Origin of the sequence: Micromonospora sp. NPDC005291 (assembly GCF_040607415.1) — a bacterium.
Classification (GTDB): domain Bacteria; phylum Actinomycetota; class Actinomycetes; order Mycobacteriales; family Micromonosporaceae; genus Micromonospora.
The window spans coordinates 121182-144296 of record NZ_JBEXGR010000017.1 but is presented as its reverse complement, the minus strand read 5'-3'; the positions used below and the strand labels follow the sequence as shown (position 1 = coordinate 144296).

Genomic DNA, 23115 nt, shown 5'->3' with positions numbered 1-23115 from the left:
GCCGGCGCGCCCGTCGGCTTTCCGGCGGGGGTACGCGACCCTACCCGGTCGGCGCCCGCCCGTGATCGGCTACGGTCACCGGCATGACCTGGGATGATCTCGACGCCCACCTGGCCACGGTGCCCGGCACCGTCTCGGCGTACGTGGGCCGGCTCGACGCGCCGCCGACCTGGACCCGCCACGCCGGCGCCGCCCACTACGCCGCCAGCACCATGAAGGTGGCGGTGCTCGTCGCGCTGCACCGCGCGGCCGAGGCCGGCACGCTGGAGCTGGACGCCCCGGTCCCGGTGGTCAACGAATTCGCCTCCGCCCAGCCCGGCGCACCCCGGTTCTCCTGCGCCCAGCACTACGACAACGACGACGCGGTCTGGGACCGGGTGGGTGGCACCGCGCCGCTGCGCTGGCTCGCCAACCGAATGATCGTGCGGTCCAGCAACCTGGCCACCAACCTGGTCATCGGGCACGTCGGGCTGCCCGCGGTGGCCGAGGCGTGGGCGCTGGCCGGCGCCCGGCACAGCGTCACGGGCCGGGGCATCGAGGACTTCGCCGCCCGCGAGGCCGGCATCACCAACATGGTCACGGCCGCCGACCTGGCCGCCCTGCTCGGCGCACTGGCCACCGGGGCCACCACCCCCGGCCGAATCGCCTCGCCGGCCGCCTGCGGAGCCATGCTGGACGTCCTGCTCGCTCAGGAGCACCGCGAGGACCTGGCCGCCGGCCTGCCCGAGGGCACCCGGATCGCGCACAAGAACGGTTGGGTGCGCGGTGTCCGGCACGGCGCCGGGGTGGTCCTGCCTGACGACGCCCCGCCGTACCTGATCGCTGTCTGCACCACCACCGACCTGGCCGACGGCGGCCCGAGCGGCGACGAGGCCGAGGACGACGCCTGCCGGCTGATCGCGAACATCTCGGCGCAGGTCTGGGCCGCACGCCACCAGCTCTGACCCCGCACCACCGACTCCGGCTACGCTGCTCGCACCCCCACCCCGGAGTCGCCAATGCCCCGCAGTCGTACCCTTCTGGCCGCCTTCCTCGTCGTGACGGCGGCGAACCTGCTGGCCAACGCCACCGGCGGCGGCGTGGCCGAGGTGCTCACCAAGCCGCTGCTGATGCCGCTGCTCGCCGCGTACCTCTGGCGGGCCACCGCCGAGCGCGGCGCCCGTCCGGACCGGCTGGTGCTCGCCGCGCTGGCCTTCTCCACCGGCGGCGACGTAGCGCTGCTGGGCGACGGCACCGGCTGGTTCATAGCCGGCATGGTCTGCTTCCTCGCCGCGCACCTGTGCTACCTCGCGGCGTTCACCCGGCACGGCGCCGCGACCGCGCTGCGTCGTGCGCCGCTGGTCGCGGTCCCGCTGGGGTACGCGGTGCTGACCGTCATCGCGCTGAGCTGGATGTGGGCGGGGCTGACCGACGCCGGGCTGGCCGTTCCGGTGGCCGGGTACGCGGTCGCGCTGGCCGCGATGGCCAGCACCGCCGCCACCCAGGGCTGGCGGGTCGGTGTCGGCGCCGCGCTGTTCCTCGGCTCCGACCTGTTGATCGCCGCCGGGGTAGCCGGGGTGGCCCAGCCACCCGGCGCGCCGGTGCTGGTCATGGCGAGTTACGCGGCCGGCCAGGCGCTGATCGTCATCGGCCGGGCCGCCCGCGCCGCAACGCCGCCCGGCGCGCCGGTCATTCCAGCAACCGCGCCCGTAGCCCGGTGAGGTTCTCGTCGGTGAGCCCCAGCCCGTCGCGCAGGTAGCCGTCGAACGAGCCGTGCACCCGGCGTACCTCGTCGTAACCGGCGTCGAGGTACTCGGCGCGGACCTCCAGCACGGGCAGCACCGCGTTGACGTCGAGGTCGGGCTGCCGCCGCCGCATCGCCTCGATGATCACCGCGCGCAGGCTGTCGGTCAACGCGTTGTTGCGCAGGTAGTCGGCGCGGATCGCGGCCTCGTCCACCCCGAGCGCGGTCAACAGGATGACGGTGAGCCAACCGGTGCGGTCCTTGCCGGCGGAGCAGTGGTAGACCAGCGGCAGGTTCTCCGGCTGGGCGGCCAGCCGCACCGCCTCGGCGAAACCGACCCGCGCCGACTCTCCGGTGATGAACCACCGGTAGATCGCCGCCATCGCCCCCGCCGTGCCCTGCCGGGCCAGCTCCGCGTACGCGTCCAGGTCGTGGCCGAGCAGCACCGCGGCGACGTACGTGAAGACCGGGTGCTCCGGGTCGTGCACCGGAAGGTGCACCACCCGTGGCTCACCGGCGAGCCGGTCCGCCGGGGCGACCGCGATCTCCGAGCCGTCGCGCAGGTCGAGCACGCAGGCCGGCCCCAGCTTCGCGAGCACCGGCAGGTCCTCGTCGGTGAGCCGGCCCAACGCCGGGGTGCGGATCAGCTGCCCGACGCGGACCCGCCGCCCGTCCGCACCGACGAGCCCACCCAGGTCACGCGCGTTCGGTGCGCCCACCAGCTCCCAGCCCTGCCCGGTCATCCGGTCTCCCCTCCCACCGTGCGCCTGCGTATAGGGTGCCCCACATGACGATCTCGGCGGTACGCACCCACCGGGTTTCCGCACCCTTACACACCCCGTTCGTCACCGCACTACGCCGGACCACCACAGTGGACACCCTGGTCGTCGAACTGGTCGACACGGACGGCAGGTCCGGCTTCGGCGAGGCGCCCCAGGTCTGGCAGGTCACCGGCGCGTCAGTCGGCGGCGCGCAGGCGTGCGTACGCGAACTGCTCGGCCCACAGCTGATCGGCCGTGACCCGGACGACCTGGTGGCCCGTTGCGCCGAGGTGCAGCGTGCCGTGGTCGGCAATGAGGCCGCGAAGGCGGCGGTGGACGTGGCCCTGCACGACCTCGCCGCCCGACGGCTGGGCGTACCCCTGGTGCGGTTGCTCGGGGGGACCACGCTGCGGGTGCCGACGGACGTCACGCTGGCGGCGGGCGACGCGGTGGACCTGGCGGCTGCCGGACGGCAGCGGCAGGCCGATGGCTTCGGCGTTCTCAAGGTGAAGGTCGGCACCGACGCGACCGGCGACCTGGACCGGGTGCGGGCCGTCCGCGCGGCCGTCGGCCCGGGGATCCGGATCCGGCTCGACGCCAACCAGGGCTGGACGCCCCGGGAGGCGGTCCGGGTGATCCGTGGCATCGAGGACGCCGGGCTCGACGTGGAGCTGGTCGAGCAGCCGGTGGCCCGCTGGGACCTGGACGGGTTGGCCTGGGTCAGCGACCGGGTGTCCGTGCCGATCCTGGCCGACGAGGCGGTCTTCGGGGTCCGTGACCTGGTGGAGGTGATCCGCCGTCGGGCTGCCGACCTGGTCAACGTCAAGCTGGCCAAGTGTGGCGGGCTGCATCCGGCGCGTACCCTCCTCGATCTGGCCACCGCCCATGGGCTCGGCACGGTGGTCGGCTCGATGATGGAGAGTCAGGTGGGCATCGGGGCGGCGGCGAGCCTGGTCGCCGCGTACGGCACCACCGCCGTCTCCGACCTGGACGCCGCCTGGTGGCTGGCCTGGTCGCCGGTGCAGGGCGGGATACGCTACGACGGGGCGACCGTGGTGCTGCCGGATGCCCCCGGCCTGGGCATCTCCGGTCTCACTGAAGCAAAGGTGCAGACGCGTAGTTGATGATCGTTGGTTTTTTTCATAAGGTCCCCTCAACAGCCGACACGATCTGGGGGTTGACGTGGAGCTGCAACCGGGCCGTGAGGCCGTTGTCCGGGTCGCGGTGGCGACGCTGTGGGCCTCCCCCGAGGCGGTGCGCCCGGTCGACCGCCCTGCGCTGACCGCTGGCGCCGACATCCCGACCTGGGTCTCCGGCCTGGACACCGACCAACGGGTGGGCGACTGCGTGCTGAGCCAGCTCCTGCTCGGCGAGCGGGTCCTCGTCAGCGAGCTGCGCCCGGACGGCTGGGCCCGGGTCGTCGCCGTCGAGCAGCCGGCCGCCAAGCTGGACCCGCGGGGCTACCCGGGCTGGCTCCCCACCGACCAACTGACCTCCGTCGCCCCGGTCACCGACACCGACACCGACGACCCGCTGGTGGTCGACGCCACGGTCACCGGGCTGCACGCCGCGCCGGACGGGCCGGTGGTGCTGCCCGGCGTGGTCGTCGGCACCCGCCTCGTCCCGGCAGGCCCCGCGCGCGACGGTTGGCGGCCGGTGCACGTCCCCGGTCAGGCCGCGCCGCTCTGGCTGCCCGACGGTCACCTCGTCGCGGCGTCGGCCGCGGCGCCGATCGCCGAGCAGGCACTCGCGGTGGCGCAACGGATGCTGGACGTGGTCTACATCTGGGGCGGTCTTTCCGCGCACGGCATCGACTGCTCGGGGCTGGTGCACCTGGCCTGGCGGCGGTTCGGGGTGCTGCTACCCCGCGACGCCGACGATCAGGCTGTGGCCACCACCCCGCTGGCGCTGGGGGCGGAACGCCCTGGTGACCTCTACTTCTTCGCCCGACCCGGCCGCAAGATCCACCACATCGGCATCGTCACCGCCACGCCCGGCGACGGCGGCCGGCGGCGGATGCTGCACGCCTGCTACCGGCAGCGGGTCATCGAGGAGCCGCTGTCGGCCGAGCGGAACGCCACGCTCGTGGGCGCGCACCGGGTCTGACCGGCCGGGCGCGTTTCCGCACCCGGCCGGCGACGCGGGTCAGCGTCGGGCGTCGGTCAACTCGCGGCGCCGGTCCCGGGAGGACTTGACCAGGCTGGCCGCGGTGGCGATGCCCAGGGTGCCGATGATGATCAGCAGCGACAGCCAGATCGGGATGTGCGGGGCCCAGCCGACGTGCTCGCCACCGTTGATGAACGGCAGGTTGTTGTCGGCCAACGCCTCCAGCACCAACTTCACCCCGATGAAGCCGAGCACGACGGCCAGGCCGTAGCTCAGGTAGATCAACCGGTTGAGCAGGCCACCGAGCAGGAAGTAGAGCTGACGAAGGCCCATCAGCGCGAAGACGTTCGCGGTGAAGACCAGGTACGGCTCCTGGGTGATGCCGAAGATCGCCGGGATCGAGTCCAGAGCGAAGATCAGGTCGGTGGTGCCGATCGCGATCATCACGATCAGCATCGGGGTGAAGAGCCGCTTGCCGGACACGTGGGTGGTGAGCTTCGCGCCGTCGTAGTCCTTGGAGATCGGCAGCGCCTTGCGGCTCCACCGGATCAGCAGGTTCTCGGAGAACTCGTCCTCGTCCGGCTCACCCTGCCGGGCCAGGTTGACCGCGGTGTAGATGAGGAACGCGCCGAAGATGTAGAAGACCCAGGAGAACTGCGAGATCAGCGCCGCACCGGCGGCGATGAACCCGCCGCGCATCACCAGTGCCAGCACGATGCCGACGAGCAGCACCTTCTGCTGGTACTGCCGGGGCACGCCGAAGCGAGCCATGATGATCACGAAGACGAAGAGATTGTCCACCGAGAGGCTGTACTCGGTGAGCCAGCCGGTGTAGAACTGCCCGGCCGCGCTGGCGCCCGCGCTCAACCAGACACCGGCCCCGAAGAGCAGGGCCAGACCGACGTAGAAGCCGACCCAGAGGCTCGACTCCCGCACACTCGGCTCGTGCGGGCGCCGACCGATGATCAACAGGTCGACGAGCAGGACCGCAGTCAGTGCGACAAGCGTCCCCGCCCACACCAATCCGGACACGTCCAACGTTCATTCCTCCGGCAGACACGCGGCGTCGGGCACACCGTACGCCCCCGAAAGGGCTGGCGTGCCGCTGTCGCTCACTCTGGTGACTGTCGGAGGTCTCTTCCGCCGCCGCCCGTGAACGGACGACGACCTACGGGGCCGGGTCGGGCCGCCGTGGTTCCGGCGATCGACCGTGCTGACGACTCCGTTGCGGGGGAATACTCCCCTCCTCGGTGACCATTGTTGCCCACCACGCCCCGTGATCACACCCGGGGCGGCCGGTGGGGCCGGCCACTCGTCGGCGGGGAATATCGCGCGCGTCACACCCACTGTGCCGTCCTAGGAGACTAGTGCGAGTTGGGTGCGGCGATCGGGTCGGCCAGCGACCAGCCTGCGGCGAGCAGGGCGTCACACGCCCGCACGGCTCGGGCCAACCGCTCGGCGTGCGACCCGGCCAGCTCCACCACCGGCACCCCGCACCCGGCCAGTTCGGTGCGGAACCGCTCGGTCATCCAACCCCGCAGGTGCTCGCCGTCGCGCAGCCCGTCATCACTGAAGGGCACGTCCCGGTGGTCGGTCAGCAGATACAACGCCGGCCGGCGGGCCGCCGCCCGTACCTCCGGCGACGCACTGCCGAGGTAGCGCTCCTCCCACACCGCGGTCGCCCGCGCGTCGGTGTCGCAGACCAGCAGGGGCCCGCTCATCCGAGCCGCCGCGTCCTCGGCCACCTGCTGCTCGCGGACCACGGCGCGGAAGTCGTCCCGGTCCCAGGTGACGTCGAAGACGGTCGCCTCCGGTAACCGTTCCCGCAACCGGGCCAGCTTGCGGGCGGTCAACTCCCGGCCGTACTCCGGCACCCACGGCGTGCCGTAGTGCGCCGCGAGCGCCTCGGCCATCGTGGTGGTGCCGGTCGATTCGGCGCCGACCACCACCACCCGCCGGACGAACCAGGCGCGCACCGGCGGGCTCAGCCACCGCCAGTGACCCGCCGGGTCCGCGCGGACGGCCGTGCCGGACACCGGCACGGTCCGCCGATCCGGATCCACCGACACGGGTACGGCGTCGAAGCGGCGAGCCAGCTCAGCGCCGTACGCCTCGGAGGAGAAGACCGCGTCCACCTGCCCCGGCCCGACCGCCTCGCGGAACACCGCGCAGTGCGCATCCCAGACGGCCGGGTCGGCGTAGTCCACCGGGTGGTCGTCGTACCGGCCGACGAAGCGGACCCAGGGCGTGTCCGCGTGCACCTCCCGCAGCCAGTCCAGCCGCAGCGTGAGCGAGACGGACTCCCGGGGCGAGGGCGCCACGACGACGGTGACCGTGGCGCAGCGAGCGGCAGCGGCCTCGATCAGCGCGTGGTGCCCAGCGTGTGGCGGGTAGAACTTCCCCACCACCATCCCATGCCCGAAGTCAGGGGCAACCGCCCGCGTTGGCTGGCCCGATGTCGGCGCACGGCCCGGCGCCCCGGCGCTCACGCGGTGACCGGGGCCGGGCCGGGCGGGACGGGCGTCGGCCGGTCGACCCGACGCAGGTCGGCCCGCCAGGCGCGCAGTCCGAGCACGCACAGGGCGAGGAAGACCAGATAGAGGACGGCGGTCAGGTGCAGCCCCTTGTACGCGTACAACGGGATGTAGATCAGGTCGGCGGCGATCCAGAGCCACCAGCTCTCGACCCGCTTGCGGGTCTGCCCGTACGTGGCCAGCAGGGACAGCACCGTGGTCAGCGCATCCGGCAGCGGCACGGTCGAGTCGGTGGCCCGGTCCAGCAGGGCCCACAGCGCACCGGTGAGCAGCACCCCGACGACGGCCAGCGCCAGCCACTCCCGTCGCCCGGTCCGGCTCACCGTGAGTCGACTCCGTCGTTCGCCACCGAACAGCCAGTGCCACCAGCCATAGCAGCCGAGCGCGACGTAGACGACCTGGAGCCCCGCGTCGGCATACAGCCCGGCGGTCCAGAACAGCAGCATGAGCAGCAGCACGTTGGCGATGCCGATCGGCCAGTTGGCGATCTTCTGCCGGGCCACCAGCCACACGTTGAGCACACCGGTCGCGAACCCCAGCAGCTCGGCCCAGGTGGTGCCCGTACCGGCCACCCGGAACGCGGTGCCGGTGAGCCAATCAATGATCACGATGCCACCCTAGGGGCACCGCCGACGCCGGAACAGACCCCGCGAGACCGTGAGCCCCGCCCTCCGTGGGAGGCTTTCGACATGGTGCTTGAGGTCGCGCTGATCGACGTACTACCCGGACACGAGGACGCGTTCGCCGCCGCGTACGCCGAGGGTCACCCGGTGCTCGCCGGGACGCCCGGCTGCCGGTCCGTGCGGATGACCCGGGGGATCGAGTCTCCGACCCGCTTCGTGCTGCTGGTCGAATGGGACTCGGTCGAGGCGCACGAGGAGAACTTCCGAGCCACCGAGCGGTTCGAGCAGTGGCGGGCATTGATCGGGCCGCACTTCGCCGGGCCGCCCGTGGTCGAGCACTTCCTCGACGTACCGGCCTGAGTGGAGCTGTCGTACCCCGCGGTTATCGTGCCCTGCGCACGCGCCGGCCGCCGGTCCCGACGGGCTCGGGGGCGCCGGGCCCGGTGGCCGCGCGGCGCGCCACCCTGGGCGTCATCGGGCCGGCGCGGCCCTCACTCGCCGACGCGGCGGGCCAGCACGGTGACCGTCTCCTCCGGTGACAGCGCGGCCGCGAGCAGCGCCTCGGTCATCCGCTCGTAGCGGTCGACGTCGAGCACGGTGGCCAACCGGACGTCGGTGGTCAACGCCTCGATCATCACCGTCCGCGGGTCCGCCGGGTCGGGAAAGGCATAACAGGAGTACGGCGTGAGCGGGTGCAGCCCGCCGCCGGCCACCCCACGTGGCAGCAGCCGCACCGTGACATGGGACAGCCCGGTCACGGCGACCAGGTGTCGCAGCTGCTCACGCCAGACCGCTACCGGCAGGTCACCCGGGTCGCAGACCGCCTCGGCGAGCACCGCCGTGTAACGCGGCGGGTACGCCCGGCGCAGCACCTCCTGCCGCAGCGCCCGGGCGCGCACCTCGGCCTCCACATCGACCTCCGGTGTGAGCTGGGCGCCGGCCGCGACCAGCAACCGGGCGTACGCGGGTGTCTGGAGCAGCCCCGGCACGACCGCCGGCTGGTATTCGACGATGTCCGCGGCACCCGCCTCCAACTCGGCGTAGGTGCGTTGCCGCTCGCTCATGTCGCCCAGCGTCTTCCACCAGCCTCGGCTGGTCGCCGCGTCCCGGGCGATCACGATCAGCGCGTCGCGGGCCGGTGTCGGCACCTTGTAGATGTCCAGCAGATCCAGCACATCGGCGAGGTCCGGGCGGCTCTGGCCCAGCTCGATGCGGGACAGCTTCGACGTCGAGGCCCAGCCCAGCCGGTCGCAGACCTGTTCCAGGGTCAGCGCCTCGCGCCGGCGTAGCTGGCGCAACTCCGCGCCGAGACGTGCACGTCGAATGACAGGACTTGTTGGCAGCGGCATCCCGGCCTCCCCACCGAGGGAGAGTACGCAGGACGATCACCCAGTGCAATAGCTTGCTCGCGCACCGCAATCAGGTCAATCCACGCTGTCGCCCGACCGGACCGGCCCGCACCTGCTGTTTCCGCACGTCGGCGGCGGGTGCCGGCGCGGCCTCAGTCCCGTGGCCGGCACGGCGTGAGTCCCGTCGCCGGCACGGCGTGACTCCCGTGGCCGGCACGGCCTCAGTCCGGTGCCGGCGCGGCTCGGTCAGGGGCGGTAGGTGCCGAAGGCCCAGACGGTGCCGGCCAGGTCGCGGGCGGCGTAGTCACGGGACCCGTAGTCGGTGTCGAACGGCTCGCGTGTGATCTCGGCGCCAGCCGCGCGGGCCTGGGCGCAGTGGGCGTCGACGTCCGGCACCGCCACGTACACGGACCAGCCGTCGTCGGCCGGCCGAGGCGTCGCGTCGGCCCGGCCACCCAGCATGATCATGCCGGTGTCGAGGACGAGTTCGGCGTGCGCGACCGTGCCGTCCGGCGCCTCGTGCACCTCGTGCACCTGGAAGCCGAAGGCGGAGCAGAGCCAGTCGATCGCGGAGCGGGGATCGGAGTAACGGAGGATCGGGTAGACGGTTCGCATGACCCGATTCTGCCGCCGGCGGCCCGGATCCGGATTGGACGAATGTGACCTCGGCAGGTCGCCCCTCGGCTGCGTGGTGGCGTCAGCCGGCCATTGTCGACCGGGTGGCCAGCAGCGCGGCCGGGGTGGCCCCCGCGAACTGGTGGAAGTCCCGGATCAGGTGAGACTGGTCGTAGTAGCCGCATCGAGCCGCCACCGCGGCCCAGTCGACGATCCGTCCCGCGCTGGCCGAGCCCCCACCGGCCTCGGACTGCCCAGACCCGGCCGGCGGCCCGGCACCCGGCCCGCCCATGGCGCTCGGTCCGGTGATCGCGCCGACGTCGGTCAGCACCGCGCACGCGTGCTGGAAGCGCAACAACCGGGCGGCCATCTTGGGCGGCAGCCCGACCTCCTGCCGGAACCGGGACGCGAGGTGCCGCCGACTCCAGCCCAGCTCGTCGGCGAGCACACCGACACTCCCCTGCCCACCGCTGGCGACGAGCCACCGCCACGCCCAGTCGAGCCGGGCGTCCACCGGCGGGGACGCCGCCAGCCGAGCGGCGAGCATCCTGTCGAGCAGAGCGAACCGCTCCGGCCAGCCCGCCGCCTCGGCGAGCCGGACGCGCAGCCGATCCAGCCAACGGCCCGGGAACTGCCCGACCCCGACGGCCCGGTTGGTCAGCTCGCTCAGCGGCAGGCCGAGGAGTCGGCGAGCGGTCAGTGGCGCGAGCAGCAACTCGACGCCCTCCCCCACACCCACCGTGCGGGTGGTGCACCAGCCGTCGAAGGTGCCGGCCACGAACGAGTCGACCCTCTGGACGCCGCGCTCCGCGCTGCGCGGGTCGGTCACGTCCAGCGGCGCGCCCCAACCCAGGATCAGCACCACGAAGACGCCCGCCGACTCCCGGCGGACCAGCGGTGTGTCCGCCCGTTCCCGGTAGCCGACGTACCGGTCGACGAACGGACGGAGGCGGACGTCGGGCAGCCCGAGGACCATCTCGTCGACCGGTGCCACCGCCGTCAACCCCGCCCGCCCTTCGTGCGCCCCGGCCGACCGCACCCCAGCGGAGCACTGGTCGTGGCCGACCGGGTAGTCGTCACTTCACGCCGGCGGCGTCCATGCCGCGCAGCTCCTTCTTCAGGTCGGAGACCTCGTCGCGGATCCGGGCAGCCAACTCGAACTGCAGCTCGCGGGCCGCGGCCAGCATCTGGTCGTTGAGCTCCTGAATGAGCTGGGCAAGGTCGGCGCGGGCCATCCCCTCTCGCGAGGTGGTGGTGGCGGAGGCCCGGCTCCGGCTGCGGGTCTCCTTGACCGGCGCCTTGCCCCGGGAGAGCTGACGCACCGCACCACCGACCCGGGAGTTCTCGGTGTCCTCCGCCTCGCGGTAGATGTCGTCCAGGATGTCGTGGATCTTCTTACGCAGCGGCTCCGGGCTGATCCCGTGCGCCTCGTTGTGCGCGATCTGCTTGGCCCGGCGCCGATCGGTCTCGTCGATGGCGTTCGCCATCGAGGGGGTGATCTTGTCGGCGTACATGTGCACCTGACCGGAGACGTTACGGGCGGCCCGCCCGATGGTCTGGATCAGCGACCTGCCGCTGCGCAGGAAGCCCTCCTTGTCAGCGTCGAGGATCGCCACCAGCGACACCTCGGGCAGGTCCAGACCTTCGCGGAGCAGGTTGATGCCGACCAGCACGTCGTAGTCGCCCTTGCGCAGCTCGCTCAGCAGCTCCACCCGGCGCAGCGTGTCGACCTCCGAGTGCAGGTAGCGCACCCGGATGCCGTTCTCCAGGAGGTAGTCGGACAGGTCCTCGGCCATCTTCTTGGTCAGGGTGGTGACCAGCACCCGCTCGTCCCGCTCGGTACGCAGCTTGATCTCGTGCATCAGGTCGTCGATCTGACCCTTGGTCGGCTTGATCACGACCTCGGGGTCGATCAGGCCGGTAGGGCGGATGACCTGCTCGACGAACTCGCCCTGGGCCTGGCCCATCTCCCACGGACCGGGGGTCGCGGAGAGGAAGACCATCTGGCCGACCCGCTCCAGGAACTCGTCGAAGCGCAACGGCCGGTTGTCGGCCGCGCTGGGCAGCCGGAAACCGTGGTCGATCAACATCCGCTTGCGGGACGCGTCGCCCTCGTACATGCCGCCGATCTGCGGGATCGTCACGTGCGACTCGTCGACCACGGTGAGGAAGTCGTCGGGGAAGTAGTCGAGCAGGCAGTGCGGCGGGCTGCCGGGCAGCCGCCCGTCCATGTGCATCGAGTAGTTCTCGATGCCGGAGCAGAAGCCCACCTGCCGCATCATCTCGATGTCGTAGGTGGTGCGCATCCGCAGCCGCTGCGCCTCCAGCAGCTTGCCCTGCCGCTCCAGCTCGGCGAGCCGCTCGGCCAGCTCCGCCTCGATGTCACGGATCGCCCGCTCCATCCGCTCCGGACCGGCCGCGTAGTGCGTGGCCGGGAAGATCACCAGCTGGTCGACCTCGCGGACCACGTCACCGGTCAACGGGTTGAGGTAGTAGAGCTTCTCCACCTCGTCACCGAACAGCTCGATGCGGACCGCCAGCTCCTCGTACGCCGGGATGATCTCCAGGGTGTCGCCGCGGACCCGGAAGGTGCCCCGCTGGAAGGCCATGTCGTTGCGGGTGTAGCGGATGTCGACCAGCCGCCGCAGCAACTGGTCGCGGTCGACCTCCTGGCCGACGCCGACCCGGATCGCCCGGTCGAGGTATTCCTCGGGGGTGCCCAGGCCGTAGATCGCCGACACGGTGGCCACCACGACCACGTCGCGGCGGGTGAGCAGCGACATCGTGGCCGAGTGCCGCAGCCGCTCGACCTCCTCGTTGATCGAGGAGTCCTTCTCGATGTAGGTGTCGGTCTGCGGAATGTACGCCTCGGGCTGGTAATAGTCGTAGTACGAGACGAAGTATTCGACGGCGATGTCCGGCATCAGCTCGCTGAATTCCTTGGCCAACTGCGCGCAGAGCGTCTTGTTCGGGGCGAGCACCAGGGTCGGGCGCTGCAGCCGCTCGATCAGCCACGCGGTGGTGGCGCTCTTGCCGGTGCCGGTCGCGCCGAGCAGCACGGTGTTGCGGTCGCCGCGCCGAACCCGACGCTCCAGATCGTCGATGGCGGCCGGCTGGTCGCCGGCCGGCTGAAAGTCACTGACGACCTGGAAGCGGCCGTCGAGCCGAGGAATGTCGAGCGCCATGACCTCAACGGTACGCCGGAGGTCCGACAGGAACGGCCGTCACGCCAGGTACGTGATCAGCTTCAATATTCCCATTGTGTGGCGCATGTCACCGGGACTACCCTCTCCATGTAGGCCGCTCGCGGCGGCCGACCGGGCCGGTGGCCAGGCCGTCATCACGGCCGGCCGCCCCCGGCACTGCGGTCGCAGCACCCGGCTCGTCCGGCGTGCGCACCCGTGTGGTCGCGCTCGAGGCGCAGACCGGCCGCCGCGAGCGCCCCTGCTCGTCACCCCAGCGCCTCCCCGCCCGTTTCACCTCCGTGGACACCTCCCCGACCCCGGCACCTGACACCACGCCCAGGGGCACGCCCCGGCCGGACAGCACCGCCGCCGGGCGTCCCAGCGGCCCCACCGCCGGCGGGCGGCCAGGCACCGGACGGCACCGCAACGGCTCGGCCAGCGCCTCCGAGGCCACCCCGACCACCGACACCGGCAGCGGGTCCACGGCCGGGTGGCCCACCGGCGCCCGCCGGGCCGCCACCGGTAGGGGGCCCGAGGAAATCGGGACGACCAGCCACCTCGACGACACCGCAGACTCCGCCTCCCGAACGGCAGACACCGCCGGTCCGGCCCCGGCCAGCCGTCGCCGACGTACGGTGCTGCTGTTGCTCGCCCTGACCGCGGCGACGTCCGCGACGGCGTTGGTGCTCGGGCTGTTGAGCTGGGCGCCCGATCCGCCCGAGCCGGCCCGGCCGCTGACCATCGCGGAGGGCGAGCGGCTGGCCGCCATGCGGGTCACCAACCTGCGGGACCTGCGCACCGGGGTCCGCGTCACCGCCGGCACCGACGCAGCCCGGATCGAGCTGGTGGGCTGGGTCGACTGGTCTCGGTCACTGCTCTACGTCGACGTGGGCGGACCCGGCGCGGGTGCCGAGCGCGGGCTGTTGCAGAGAGCCGGCCCGGTGCTGGTGATCCGGCCTGACCCGGCGGCGGTGCCCACCCCCGCCGCCCCGCCACTGGTGCCTCCATCGGACCGTTGGCGGCTGCACCGCCTGGCACCCGGGGCGAACCTCGCACCGGTGCTCGATCTGCTCCTCGGCCTCGCCGCCGACCGCCCAGACACGACCCGGACGGTGCCCGGCGGCGGCGCGCGGTGGATCTCCCGGGACACCATGGCGGGCGGCCCGGTGGACGTCCTTCAGGCGCCCCTGCCCGCCCGGACACCACCCGCCGCCAGCGCAGCACCGGGTAGCACGGCACCGGGCACCGTGGCACCCGTGCCGGACGCCGGGTCGGCGGGCACCGATCCGGACACGCAGACCCGGTACTGGCTCGACCAGGACGCCCGGCTGCACAAGCTGGTGACGCGGCTGCCCGGCGTCGGCCCGGTCACGATGATTCTCAACCGGGCGGACCGACCGACACTGCGGCCGGTGGACGCGCTCGGCGGCCGGCCCGGCTTGCCCCGCGCGTTGACCAACGCCGAGCAGCGCCGGCTGGACCGGCTGCCGGCCCGGCTACGCGCGCAGGGTGGTGCCACGGTGACGCTGACCGCGCCGGTGGGCACGGAAACGAACCTGCGGGGCGCCGGCTGGTTGAGCTGGACCGCGCGTACCGCGTACCTCGCGGTTGCCGACCTGGGCGCGCCGGACCGGCGGACCCTGCTGCGGCGCGACAGCGGCGGTCTGGCCCGGGCGGATCTGCCGGCGGTCGCTGCTGGTGGCGGCACCGCGGAGGCGCCGGGCCGGCCACCGCTGGCGCCGCCGGCCGGGGCGTGGCGGGTCTCCCGATCCGGCGGGGACGACCTGAGCCTGCTGGTTGACGCCGCGGTGGCCGCCGGGTCGGTCGGGCCGAGCGGTGCGGCCGTCCGGGTACGCGAGGACGTCGTCGTCGGGCGGACCGTGGACGTCGTCGAGCTGGGCCCGGCCGACGCGCGGCTGCGCTACTGGATCGACCGGGACGGGTCGCTACGCCGGCTGGAGCTGCACACCGGCGCCAGCGCGTGGGCCCAACTGGATCTCAACCCCGCCGTGGTGCCTCGACTGGCCCCGATTCCCCGCCCGGCCGCCAAGCCTCGGCCGCCGGCCCCTCGGCCCGGCGCCCGCTGACCCGCCGACCCCTCGGCCCCGCGCCCGCTGACCCGTGCCCCTCAGGGCCGCCAGTCGGCCTGTGTGGCCCACCGCTCGGCCCGCAGATACTCCTCGTCGAACCACGGGTGGCCGGCCGTGCCGGAGTCGCCGGCCTCCGGCGCCGCGTCGGCCAGGTCCCGCTTGAGCAGCAGGTACGCGGCCCGCTGATCCGGGTCGGCACTCAGGTGGTCGCGCATCAGCAGCGCGTACCGCCAGCCCGGGGAGCCCGCCGCCCGCACGTGCAGGCGCACCGGGCGGCCCGGGTCCGCGCTGCCGTGCAGTCGCTTCTCCCACCGACCACCGCCGGCCGGGCGCGGATCGTCCCACCACTGCCCCGGCACCCGCGGGAAACCGGCGTTCGCCAACCGGTCAGCCAGCGCCCCGTCGGCGTCGGCGAGGCTGGGCACGGCCACCTGGACGTCGATGACGTCCCGGGCGGCGAGGCCGGACACCGCGGTCGAGCCGACGTGGTCGATCCGCAGGTCGTCCGAGCCGAGCGCATGCCGGATCCGGGCGGCCAGCCGCGCGTACTGCTCGGGCCAACTCGCGTCGCTCCCGGCCAGGTCGACCCGACCCGGCGGGACCACCCGCCGCTCGCGCAGGTTGTTCTCGTAGGGCAGCAGCCGCTGCCACCAGAGCGCGTCCACGGCGTCATGCAACGCCGCCAGGCTCTCGTCGTTGGTCAGCACCACGTCCGCAGCAGCCCGGCGACGGGCGTCGTCGGCCTGGGCGGCGATTCGCCGCTCGGCCTCCGCGCGACCCATCCCCCGGTCACGCGCCAGCCGTTCCAGTCGCGTCGTCACGGCCGTCTGCACCACGATCACCAGGTGGTACGTGGGCGCAAGACCCACCTCGACCAGCAGCGGTACGTCGTTGACGACGATCGCGTCGGGTGCCGCCGCGGCGGTCAACTCTGCGGTGCGGGCCCGAATCCGGGGGTGGGTGATCGCCTCCAGCCGACGGCGGGCGGTCTCGTCGGCGAACACCACCGCGCCCAGTGCCGCACGGTCCAGCGCGCCATCGGCATCCAGCACCGCGTCGGAGAAGGCGGCAGTGATCTCGGCCAGTCCTTCCGTGCCCGGCGCGACGACCTCCCGGGCCACCCGGTCGGCGTCGATGAGCACCGCGCCCCGCTCGACGAGCCGCGCGGCCACCGCGCTCTTGCCCGACCCGATCCCGCCGGTCAACCCCACCCTCAGCACCCGACCAGTCAACCGGATCACGAGCCCGGCCGCCAAACCCACCAACAACCCAGCAACATCACGCGGCCCGACCCCGACCCCGCAAGATCGTGCTCGATCCAGGATGTAGTGGTGTTCTGGCGGCACGGAGGCCCCTACATCCTGGATCGAGCGCGATCTTGTAATCAGCCGGCCTCCGCGCGTGGCGCGCTGGCCGCAGCCCGCCGGAGTACGGCGAAGGCCCCGCCCCCAACGATCCGGAGATCGCGGGGACGGGGCCTGTCGTCGTTCAGCGGGTCACTTACCGCCGGCGAGCTTCTCCCGCAGTGCGGCGAGCGCCTCGTCGGTGGCCAGGGTGCCAGCCGGCTCCTCGGCCTGCCGGCTCGGGGCCGGGCTGGACGAAGAGGTGGTGCCACCGCCACCGCCGCCAGCGGCCGGAACGACCGGAGTCGGGTTGGCAGCGGCCTCGGCGTCGGCAGCCCGAGAGGTCTGCACCTGCTTGGTGTGGGCCTCCCAGCGCAGACGAGCCTCGGCGTACTGGCTCTCCCAGGTCTCGCGCTGCTTGTCGTACCCCTCGAGCCACTCGCCCGTCTCCGGGTCGAAGCCGTCCGGGTAGATGTAGTTGCCCTCGGTGTCGTACGTCGCGGCCATGCCGTAGAGGGTCGGGTCGAAGTGCTCCTCGCCCTCGACGAAGCCCTCGTTGGCCTGCTTGAGCGACAGCGAGATCCGGCGGCGCTCCAGGTCGATGTCGATGACCTTGACCATGACCTCGGAGCCGACCTGGACGACCTGCTCCGGGATCTCCACGTGGCGCTCGGCCAGCTCGGAGATGTGGACCAGGCCCTCGATGCCGTCGTCCACCCGGACGAACGCACCGAACGGCACCAGCTTGGTGACCTTACCCGGCACGATCTGCTGGATCGCGTGGGTGCGGGCGAACTGCCGCCACGGGTCCTCCTGGGTCGCCTTCAGCGACAGCGAGACCCGCTCGCGGTCCAGGTCGACGTCCAGGACCTCGACCTCGACCTCCTGGCCCACCTCGACGACCTCGGACGGGTGGTCGATGTGCTTCCAGGACAGCTCGGAGACGTGCACCAGACCGTCGACGCCGCCGAGGTCCACGAATGCGCCGAAGTTGACGATCGAGGACACGACGCCCTTGCGGACCTGGCCCTTCTGCAGCTTGTTGAGGAACTCGGTGCGCACCTCAGACTGCGTCTGCTCCAGCCAGGCCCGGCGGGACAGAACCACGTTGTTGCGGTTCTTGTCCAGCTCGATGATCTTGGCCTCGAGCTCCCGCCCGACATACGGCTGCAGGTCGCGCACGCGCCGCATCTCGACCAGGGACGCGGGCAGGAAGCCGCGCAGCCCGATGTCGAGGATGAGGCCGCCCTTGACCACCTCGATGACCGAACCGCGGACGACGCCGTCCTCGTCCTTGATCTTCTCGATCGTGCCCCAGGCCCGCTCGTACTGTGCCCGCTTCTTGGAGAGGATCAGACGACCCTCCTTGTCCTCCTTCTGGAGGACCAGGGCCTCGATGTGGTCACCAACCGTCACAACGTCGGCGGGGTCCACATCGTGCTTGATCGACAACTCACGAGAGGGGATGACACCCTCGGTCTTGTAGCCGATGTCGAGCAGGACCTCGTCCCGATCGACCTTGACGACGGTGCCTTCGACAATGTCGCCGTCGTTGAAGTACTTGATGGTCTCGTCGATCGCGGCGAGGAATGCCTCCTCGGAACCGAGATCGTCGTGGGTGACCCGGGTGGCGCTCGAGGGGGCCTCGATGCTGCTCGTCATGTGGGCGGTTGCTCCGGTCGGTGGGTTGTCACAGCAGGCTGGTGTCGCAGTGACCTGTTCGCGCCAGCGGATCCGTCGCCGGGCACACCGAACGATCACAGTGAGATCATGATGTGACTCCGTCGACCGCGCACCTGCTCCCTGCCGAGACACACGATCCGCGAGCGCATCGTCTAGCCTACCGTGCGCATTACCACAGCGTGCAAGCCCTCCCGGCTTCTCTTCGTGCGATGACCTGCGAAAGCCGAACAATCGCCCGGAAACCACCCCTGCTGTCTCCTACGTCACAGCGGTCCCAGGAGCACCACGGGACGGGTGGGTTGACTGGCGGTGCGAGCGTCCCGGCGGGTCGGCCCCGCCCACCGCCCCCAGGAGCCGTGGCGGGGCCTAGCGTGAGCGCGTGGATGACGACAGCCGGGTCACCCGGCGCCGGGTGGGTGACGCCGAGGCCCGGCGGGCCAACCGCGGCTGGTGGGACACCGACGCCGACGACTACCAGGCTGAGCACGGCGCGTTCCTCGGTGACGTGGACTTCGTCTGGTGCCCGGAAGGGCTGCGCGAGGCCGACGCCCGGCTGCTCGGTGACCTTCCCGGGAGGCGGGTGCTGGAGGTGGGCGGCGGCGCGGCGGCGGCCGCCCGCTGGCTGGCGACCCAGGGCGCCTGGCCGGTCGCCTTCGACCTGTCCGCCGGCATGTTGCGGCACGCCGCCGAGGCCGCCGACCGCACCGGGGTACGCGTACCGCTGGTGCAGGCCGATGCGCTGGCCCTGCCGTTCGCCGACCGGTCGTTCGACGTCGCCTGCACCGCGTTCGGCGCGATCCCGTTCGTGGACGACTCGGCGGCCCTGCTCGCCGAGGTGCATCGGGTGCTGCGCCCCGGGGGGCGGTGGGTGTTCTCGGTGACCCACCCGATGCGCTGGATCTTCCTCGACGACCCGGGCGAGGGCGGGCTGACGGCCGTGCACTCGTACTTCGACCGCTCCCCCTACGTGGAACAGGACGAATCCGGCGTGGCCACCTACGTCGAGCAGCACCGCACGCTCGGCGACCGGATCCGCGAGCTGGTCGGTGTCGGGTTCCGGCTGCTGGACCTGGTGGAGCCGGAGTGGCCGAAGGGACACGAGGGGATCTGGGGGCAGTGGAGCCCGCTACGGGGTCGACTCTTCCCCGGCACCGCCATCTTCGTCACCGAGAAGCCCGCCGACTGACCGCGTCGCACGCGCGGCGCGACCCCCACCCCATCGATGGCCGGTACGCTCGCGGACTACACGCTGGAGGACCTGCTCGCCCTGCCGGACGACGCCCCCCGCGTCGAACTCGTCGACGCGGGGGGCGGACGTCGTCCTCGCCGTGGAGATCGTCTCGCGACCGGGTCGGGCCCGGCGGTGAGCGGCAGTACGAGCTGATCACCGACGGTGCCGACGTGATCGAGCTGACCGAACCGTTCGACATCAAACTGCCGATCGCCGAGATCACGCCGTAGTCGGCCGCTTCGGCCGCCGTTTCGCCCATGCGGTGCCGGGTAGCCGGAGCGTATGGCCGAGCAGAGGGAATTCCGCGACGGCGACCACGTCTCCTGGGCCAGTCACAGCGGCCGGGCGTACGGCGTGGTCAAGGAGAAGCTGACCGATCGGACGCACGTACGCGGGCACCCCGTGAACGCGACCGACGACGACCCGCAGTACCGGATCCGCAACGACGATTCGGGCCGCGACGTGGCCCACCGACCCGAGGTGCTGCGTCATGAGCGGTCGTGACGACGGGCGGGACACCTACCGGGAGTTCACCGAGGCGGTGAACATGAAGCCCGGCGAGCTGTCCGGCTGGCTGGAAACCGACGAGTCGAAGCAGGTCGGTTGGCACAAGGGCGGCCAGTCCGGTGGCGGCGAGTCCGTTGGACACGACTCCGGCCGGAAGATCGTCAACCTGTTGCGTCGCAAGCGTGGCGACCTGTCCGAGGGCGACTACAAGCACATGCGCAAGGTGGTCGGCTACGTACGCCGGCACATGGCGCAGCGCCCGTCCGGCAACGTCCGCGACACCAGATGGCGTTGGTCCCTCATGAACTGGGGCCACGACCCCCTGAAGTAGCCGGCCAGGCCAGCCTCGTCGCTGGGGCGACACGGAGCGTGAGGTCCACCCGGGGCGACACCCCAACGAGCGTTATGACCCAAAGGTATAAATATGCCTCTGAGTCATAACGCTCGCGACAGGTGAGTCGCCAGCCCAACCACTCAGATGACCAACGCCGAACAGCACCGATCACAACCCCTCGTCAGGGTTCCGGGGCAACAAGAAAATCAGTGATCGGCGCTGTTCCAGTCCCGCCCTTCGCCGACCGACACCTCCAGCGGCACCGACAGCGGGTACGCCCCGCCCATCTCCCGCCGGACCAGTGCCTCCAACGCCTCCCGCTCACCGGGGGCGACCTCGAAGACCAGCTCGTCGTGCACCTGCAACAGCATCCGCGAACGCAGACCGGCCTCGCCAAGCGCGGTGTCGACGTGCAGCATCGCCACCTTGATGATGTCGGCCGCGGAGCCCTGGATCGGGGCGTTGAGCGCCATCCGCTCGGCGATGTCGCGGCGCTGCCGGTTGTCGCTGACCAGGTCGGGCAGGTAGCGACGGCGACCCAGGATGGTCGAGGTGTAGCCGTCCTGGCGTGCCCTGGCAACCACCTGCTGTAGGTAGTCGCGCACCCCGCCGAAGCCGGCGAAGTAGTTTTCCATCAGCCCGCGCGCCTCGTCGGTGCCGATGCTGAGCTGCTGGGACAGGCCGAACGCGCTCAGCCCGTACGCCAGGCCGTAGTTCATGGCCTTGATCTTGCGGCGCTGGTCGGGGGTGACCTCGTCGAGCGGCACCCCGAAGACGGACGAGGCGGTGGTGGCGTGGAAGTCGGCGCCGGAGTTGAAGGCCTCGATCAGCGCGTCGTCCGACGACAGGTGCGCCATGATGCGCATCTCGATCTGGCTGTAGTCGGCGGTGAGCAGGCACTCGTAGCCCTCCCCCACCACGAAGGCCCGACGGATGCGCCGGCCCTCCTCGGTGCGGATCGGGATGTTCTGCAGGTTGGGCTCCGTGGAGGAGAGCCGGCCGGTGGCCGCCACCGTCTGGTTGAAGGTGGTGTGGATCCGGCCGTCGTCGGAGACCGACTTGAGCAGACCGTCCACGGTCGACTTGAGCTTGGCCACGTCCCGGTGGCGCAGCAGGTGGGCCAGCACGGGGTGCGGGTTCTGCGCGTAGAGCCACTGCAGGGCGTCGGCGTCGGTGGTGTAACCCGTCTTGATCTTCTTGGTCTTCGGCAGGCCCAGCTCGGTGAAGAGGATCTCCTGCAACTGCTTGGGCGAGCCGAGGTTGAACTCCCGACCCACCGCCTCGTACGCGCCCTGCGCGGCAGCCTTCACCTCGGCGGCGAAGTGCGCCTCCAACTCGGACAGATAGTCCGTGTCGGCGGCGATGCCGGTGCTCTCCATGCCGGCCAGCACCCGCATCAGCGGCAGCTCCACCCCGGCCATCAGCCGGGCGGACTGCTCGCCGTCGCGGGACAGCTCAGCGTCGATCGCGTCGGCCAGGTCGAGGGTGGCCCGGGCCTGGAGCATCAGATTCTGCTCGACCACGCCCTCGTCGCCCAGCCCGTCCAGGGTGAGCTGGCCGGACTCGGGGACGTCCACCCGCAGCTCCCGGTGCAGGTAGCGCAGCGCGAGGTCGGTCAGATCGTAGGACCGCTGGTCGGGGCGGGCCAGGTACGCGGCGATCTGGGTGTCACGGACGATGCCGGTGAGCTGCCAACCGTGCGCGGCGCAGGCCAGCACCGCCGGTTTGCTGTCGTGCAGCACCTTGGGGCGCTGGGCGTCGGCCAACCAGCTGGCCAGGGCGCCTTCGTCGGTCGGGTCGAGCCCCGCCGGGTCGACCCAGGCCGCCGCACCGCCAGCGGTGGCCAGCGCCAGACCCGTGATCGAGGCGGTGTGCCGGCGGTTGGGGCCGGTGTCGAGCTTGACCGCCAGCCCGACCGGGGTGCCGGTCGGGGCGTGCGTGGTCAGCCAGCCCGCCAGCGCCCCGGGCTCGGTGAGCACCTCGCCGGTGAGGTCGAAACCGGACTCGGCCTCCGGCTCGACCGCCTCCAGGTATTGATAGAGACGGTCACGCAGGATGCGGAACTCGAGGGTGTCGAAGACCTGGTGCACCGCCTCCCGGTCCCAACCGGTCCACCGGGTGTCCTCCGGGCGCAGCGGCAGCTCCAGGTCGGAGACGAGACGGTTGATCTCGTAGTTGCGGATCACGTCGGCGAGCCGTTCGCGCAGGCTGTCGCCGGCCTTGCCCTTGATCTCGTCGGCGCGGGCGATCACGCCCTCCACGCCGCCGTACATGGTGATCCATTTGGCTGCGGTCTTCGGGCCGACGCCCGGAATGCCGGGCAGGTTGTCACTGGTCTCACCGACCAGCGCGGCCAGGTCCCGATACTGCTGCGGCCCGACGCCGTACTTCGCCTCGATCGCTGCCGGGTCCATCCGGGCCAGGTCAGAGACGCCCTTGCGTGGATAGAGAACGGTGACCTGATCGTCGACCAGTTGGAACGCGTCCCGGTCACCGCTGCTGATCAGCACCGTCATGCCCTGGTCGCGGGCCTGGCAGGCGAGCGTGGCGATGACGTCGTCGGCCTCGTAGCCCGGCATCTCCACCACCGGGATCTGCAGCGCGGCCAGGACCTCCTTGACCAGGCTGACCTGGCCCTTGAAGTCGGTCGGGGTCTCGCTGCGGCCGGCCTTGTACTCCGCGTACTTGTCGGTGCGGAAGGAGTGGCGGGAGACGTCGAAGGCCACGACGATGTGGGTGGGCTGCTCGTCACGCAACACGTTGATCAGCATCGAGGTGAAGCCGTACACCGCGTTGGTCGGCTGACCTGTCGTGGTGGAGAAGTTTTCCACCGGCAGGGCGAAGAAAGCCCGGTATGCCAGGGAATGTCCGTCGACGAGGAGCAGGCGCGGCGTCGTAGCTGTCACGGCAGCGACTCTAGTCCGTCGCACCGACATCCCTGGCCGGCGGCACCGGGTGACCCGACGCCGAAACGACAGCCGGCCCGAACGCCGGCGGCCGGCCACCCCGCGAGGGATGACCGGCCGCCGGT

The 23115-nt window shown here is 71.8% G+C and carries 20 protein-coding genes; 9 read left to right on the top strand and 11 right to left on the bottom strand.

Annotated elements, in window-relative coordinates; translation table 11 throughout:
* The first annotated feature begins 83 nt into the window (after window positions 1-83).
* Together ABZT18_RS22510 and ABZT18_RS22505 are read left to right on the top strand one after the other, a co-directional pair.
* Window positions 84-944: a serine hydrolase gene (locus tag ABZT18_RS22510; protein WP_355252435.1), complete on the top strand. Its 861-nt coding sequence runs from the start codon at window positions 84-86 to the stop codon at window positions 942-944.
* A 54-nt stretch (window positions 945-998) separates the two neighbouring features.
* Entirely contained in the window at window positions 999-1700 is a 702-nt protein-coding gene (locus ABZT18_RS22505; RefSeq protein ID WP_354994736.1) for a lysoplasmalogenase, read from the top strand.
* On the opposite strand, the gene ABZT18_RS22500 is transcribed toward ABZT18_RS22505, so the two are convergent.
* Complete coding sequence (locus tag ABZT18_RS22500) at window positions 1669-2466, bottom strand: tyrosine-protein phosphatase (RefSeq protein WP_354994737.1); 798 nt, start codon at window positions 2464-2466, stop codon at window positions 1669-1671. The genes ABZT18_RS22505 and ABZT18_RS22500 overlap by 32 nt on opposite strands.
* Window positions 2467-2510: 44 nt before the next feature.
* Here ABZT18_RS22500 and ABZT18_RS22495 point away from each other — a divergent pair, with 44 nt between their 5' ends.
* On the top strand, window positions 2511-3608 hold the full coding sequence (locus ABZT18_RS22495; RefSeq protein WP_354994738.1) for a dipeptide epimerase: 1098 nt from the start codon (window positions 2511-2513) through the stop codon (window positions 3606-3608).
* 58 nt (window positions 3609-3666) lie between these two features.
* Window positions 3667-4590 (top strand): NlpC/P60 family protein, encoded by a 924-nt coding sequence (locus ABZT18_RS22490; protein WP_355252432.1) that lies wholly within the window; start codon window positions 3667-3669, stop codon window positions 4588-4590.
* Between the two features lie 39 nt (window positions 4591-4629).
* Here ABZT18_RS22490 and ABZT18_RS22485 read toward each other — a convergent pair whose 3' ends face one another.
* The 3 genes from ABZT18_RS22485 to pnuC form a co-directional block, all read right to left on the bottom strand.
* The gene (locus ABZT18_RS22485) at window positions 4630-5628 is read right to left on the bottom strand and encodes a TerC family protein (protein WP_354994740.1); all 999 of its coding nucleotides are present in this window, start codon (window positions 5626-5628) and stop codon (window positions 4630-4632) included.
* 326 nt (window positions 5629-5954) lie between these two features.
* Window positions 5955-7001, bottom strand: a complete 1047-nt coding sequence (locus ABZT18_RS22480; protein ID WP_355252429.1) for an AAA family ATPase — start codon at window positions 6999-7001, stop codon at window positions 5955-5957.
* A 74-nt stretch (window positions 7002-7075) separates the two neighbouring features.
* Window positions 7076-7732 carry a nicotinamide riboside transporter PnuC gene (gene pnuC, locus ABZT18_RS22475; protein ID WP_354994742.1) on the bottom strand — a complete coding sequence of 219 codons (657 nt, stop codon included), beginning with the start codon at window positions 7730-7732 and terminating at the stop codon, window positions 7076-7078.
* 81 nt (window positions 7733-7813) lie between these two features.
* Between pnuC and ABZT18_RS22470 the strand changes: the two genes are divergently transcribed.
* On the top strand, window positions 7814-8107 hold the full coding sequence (locus ABZT18_RS22470; protein WP_354994743.1) for an antibiotic biosynthesis monooxygenase family protein: 294 nt from the start codon (window positions 7814-7816) through the stop codon (window positions 8105-8107).
* Between the two features lie 131 nt (window positions 8108-8238).
* Here ABZT18_RS22470 and ABZT18_RS22465 read toward each other — a convergent pair whose 3' ends face one another.
* The 4 genes from ABZT18_RS22465 to uvrB form a co-directional block, all read right to left on the bottom strand.
* Window positions 8239-9096 (bottom strand): helix-turn-helix transcriptional regulator, encoded by an 858-nt coding sequence (locus ABZT18_RS22465; RefSeq protein ID WP_354994744.1) that lies wholly within the window; start codon window positions 9094-9096, stop codon window positions 8239-8241.
* A 246-nt stretch (window positions 9097-9342) separates the two neighbouring features.
* Window positions 9343-9711: a VOC family protein gene (locus tag ABZT18_RS22460; RefSeq protein ID WP_354994745.1), complete on the bottom strand. Its 369-nt coding sequence runs from the start codon at window positions 9709-9711 to the stop codon at window positions 9343-9345.
* A gap of 82 nt (window positions 9712-9793) precedes the next feature.
* A complete protein-coding gene (locus ABZT18_RS22455; protein WP_354994746.1) occupies window positions 9794-10705 on the bottom strand; it encodes a helix-turn-helix domain-containing protein in 912 nt (303 codons plus the stop codon).
* Window positions 10706-10787: 82 nt separating this feature from the next.
* Complete coding sequence (gene uvrB / locus ABZT18_RS22450) at window positions 10788-12896, bottom strand: excinuclease ABC subunit UvrB (protein WP_354994747.1); 2109 nt, start codon at window positions 12894-12896, stop codon at window positions 10788-10790.
* Window positions 12897-13102: 206 nt separating this feature from the next.
* On the opposite strand from uvrB, the gene ABZT18_RS22445 reads away from it, so the two are divergent.
* The gene (locus ABZT18_RS22445) at window positions 13103-14983 is read left to right on the top strand and encodes a hypothetical protein (RefSeq protein WP_355252426.1); all 1881 of its coding nucleotides are present in this window, start codon (window positions 13103-13105) and stop codon (window positions 14981-14983) included.
* A gap of 41 nt (window positions 14984-15024) precedes the next feature.
* On the opposite strand, the gene coaE is transcribed toward ABZT18_RS22445, so the two are convergent.
* The gene (gene coaE, locus ABZT18_RS22440; RefSeq protein WP_355252423.1) at window positions 15025-16206 is read right to left on the bottom strand and encodes a dephospho-CoA kinase; all 1182 of its coding nucleotides are present in this window, start codon (window positions 16204-16206) and stop codon (window positions 15025-15027) included.
* A gap of 276 nt (window positions 16207-16482) precedes the next feature.
* Window positions 16483-18090 carry a 30S ribosomal protein S1 gene (gene rpsA / locus ABZT18_RS22435; protein WP_354994750.1) on the bottom strand — a complete coding sequence of 536 codons (1608 nt, stop codon included), beginning with the start codon at window positions 18088-18090 and terminating at the stop codon, window positions 16483-16485.
* A gap of 301 nt (window positions 18091-18391) precedes the next feature.
* Here rpsA and ABZT18_RS22430 point away from each other — a divergent pair, with 301 nt between their 5' ends.
* The 3 genes from ABZT18_RS22430 to ABZT18_RS22420 all read left to right on the top strand — a co-directional run bounded on the left by ABZT18_RS22430 (window position 18392) and on the right by ABZT18_RS22420 (window position 20081).
* On the top strand, window positions 18392-19198 hold the full coding sequence (locus tag ABZT18_RS22430) for a class I SAM-dependent methyltransferase (protein ID WP_355252420.1): 807 nt from the start codon (window positions 18392-18394) through the stop codon (window positions 19196-19198).
* Between the two features lie 327 nt (window positions 19199-19525).
* Window positions 19526-19747: a DUF2945 domain-containing protein gene (locus ABZT18_RS22425; protein WP_354994753.1), complete on the top strand. Its 222-nt coding sequence runs from the start codon at window positions 19526-19528 to the stop codon at window positions 19745-19747.
* Window positions 19734-20081, top strand: coding sequence for a DUF3140 domain-containing protein (locus ABZT18_RS22420; RefSeq protein ID WP_354994754.1), 348 nt, complete (start codon window positions 19734-19736; stop codon window positions 20079-20081). The genes ABZT18_RS22425 and ABZT18_RS22420 overlap by 14 nt, the downstream gene beginning before the upstream one ends.
* A gap of 209 nt (window positions 20082-20290) precedes the next feature.
* Here ABZT18_RS22420 and polA read toward each other — a convergent pair whose 3' ends face one another.
* Window positions 20291-22990 (bottom strand): DNA polymerase I, encoded by a 2700-nt coding sequence (gene polA / locus ABZT18_RS22415; protein WP_354994755.1) that lies wholly within the window; start codon window positions 22988-22990, stop codon window positions 20291-20293.
* Window positions 22991-23115 lie beyond the last annotated feature (125 nt).

Coding starts and splice junctions, on each gene's coding strand:
- ABZT18_RS22510 (WP_355252435.1), top strand. CDS start 84: ATGACCTGGGATGATCTCGACGCCCACCTGGCCACGGTGCCCGGCACC.
- ABZT18_RS22505 (WP_354994736.1), top strand. CDS start 999: ATGCCCCGCAGTCGTACCCTTCTGGCCGCCTTCCTCGTCGTGACGGCG.
- ABZT18_RS22500 (WP_354994737.1), bottom strand. CDS start 2,466: ATGACCGGGCAGGGCTGGGAGCTGGTGGGCGCACCGAACGCGCGTGAC.
- ABZT18_RS22495 (WP_354994738.1), top strand. CDS start 2,511: ATGACGATCTCGGCGGTACGCACCCACCGGGTTTCCGCACCCTTACAC.
- ABZT18_RS22480 (WP_355252429.1), bottom strand. CDS start 7,001: ATGGTGGTGGGGAAGTTCTACCCGCCACACGCTGGGCACCACGCGCTG.
- ABZT18_RS22470 (WP_354994743.1), top strand. CDS start 7,814: ATGGTGCTTGAGGTCGCGCTGATCGACGTACTACCCGGACACGAGGAC.
- ABZT18_RS22465 (WP_354994744.1), bottom strand. CDS start 9,096: ATGCCGCTGCCAACAAGTCCTGTCATTCGACGTGCACGTCTCGGCGCG.
- ABZT18_RS22460 (WP_354994745.1), bottom strand. CDS start 9,711: ATGCGAACCGTCTACCCGATCCTCCGTTACTCCGATCCCCGCTCCGCG.
- uvrB (WP_354994747.1), bottom strand. CDS start 12,896: ATGGCGCTCGACATTCCTCGGCTCGACGGCCGCTTCCAGGTCGTCAGT.
- ABZT18_RS22425 (WP_354994753.1), top strand. CDS start 19,526: ATGGCCGAGCAGAGGGAATTCCGCGACGGCGACCACGTCTCCTGGGCC.
- ABZT18_RS22420 (WP_354994754.1), top strand. CDS start 19,734: ATGAGCGGTCGTGACGACGGGCGGGACACCTACCGGGAGTTCACCGAG.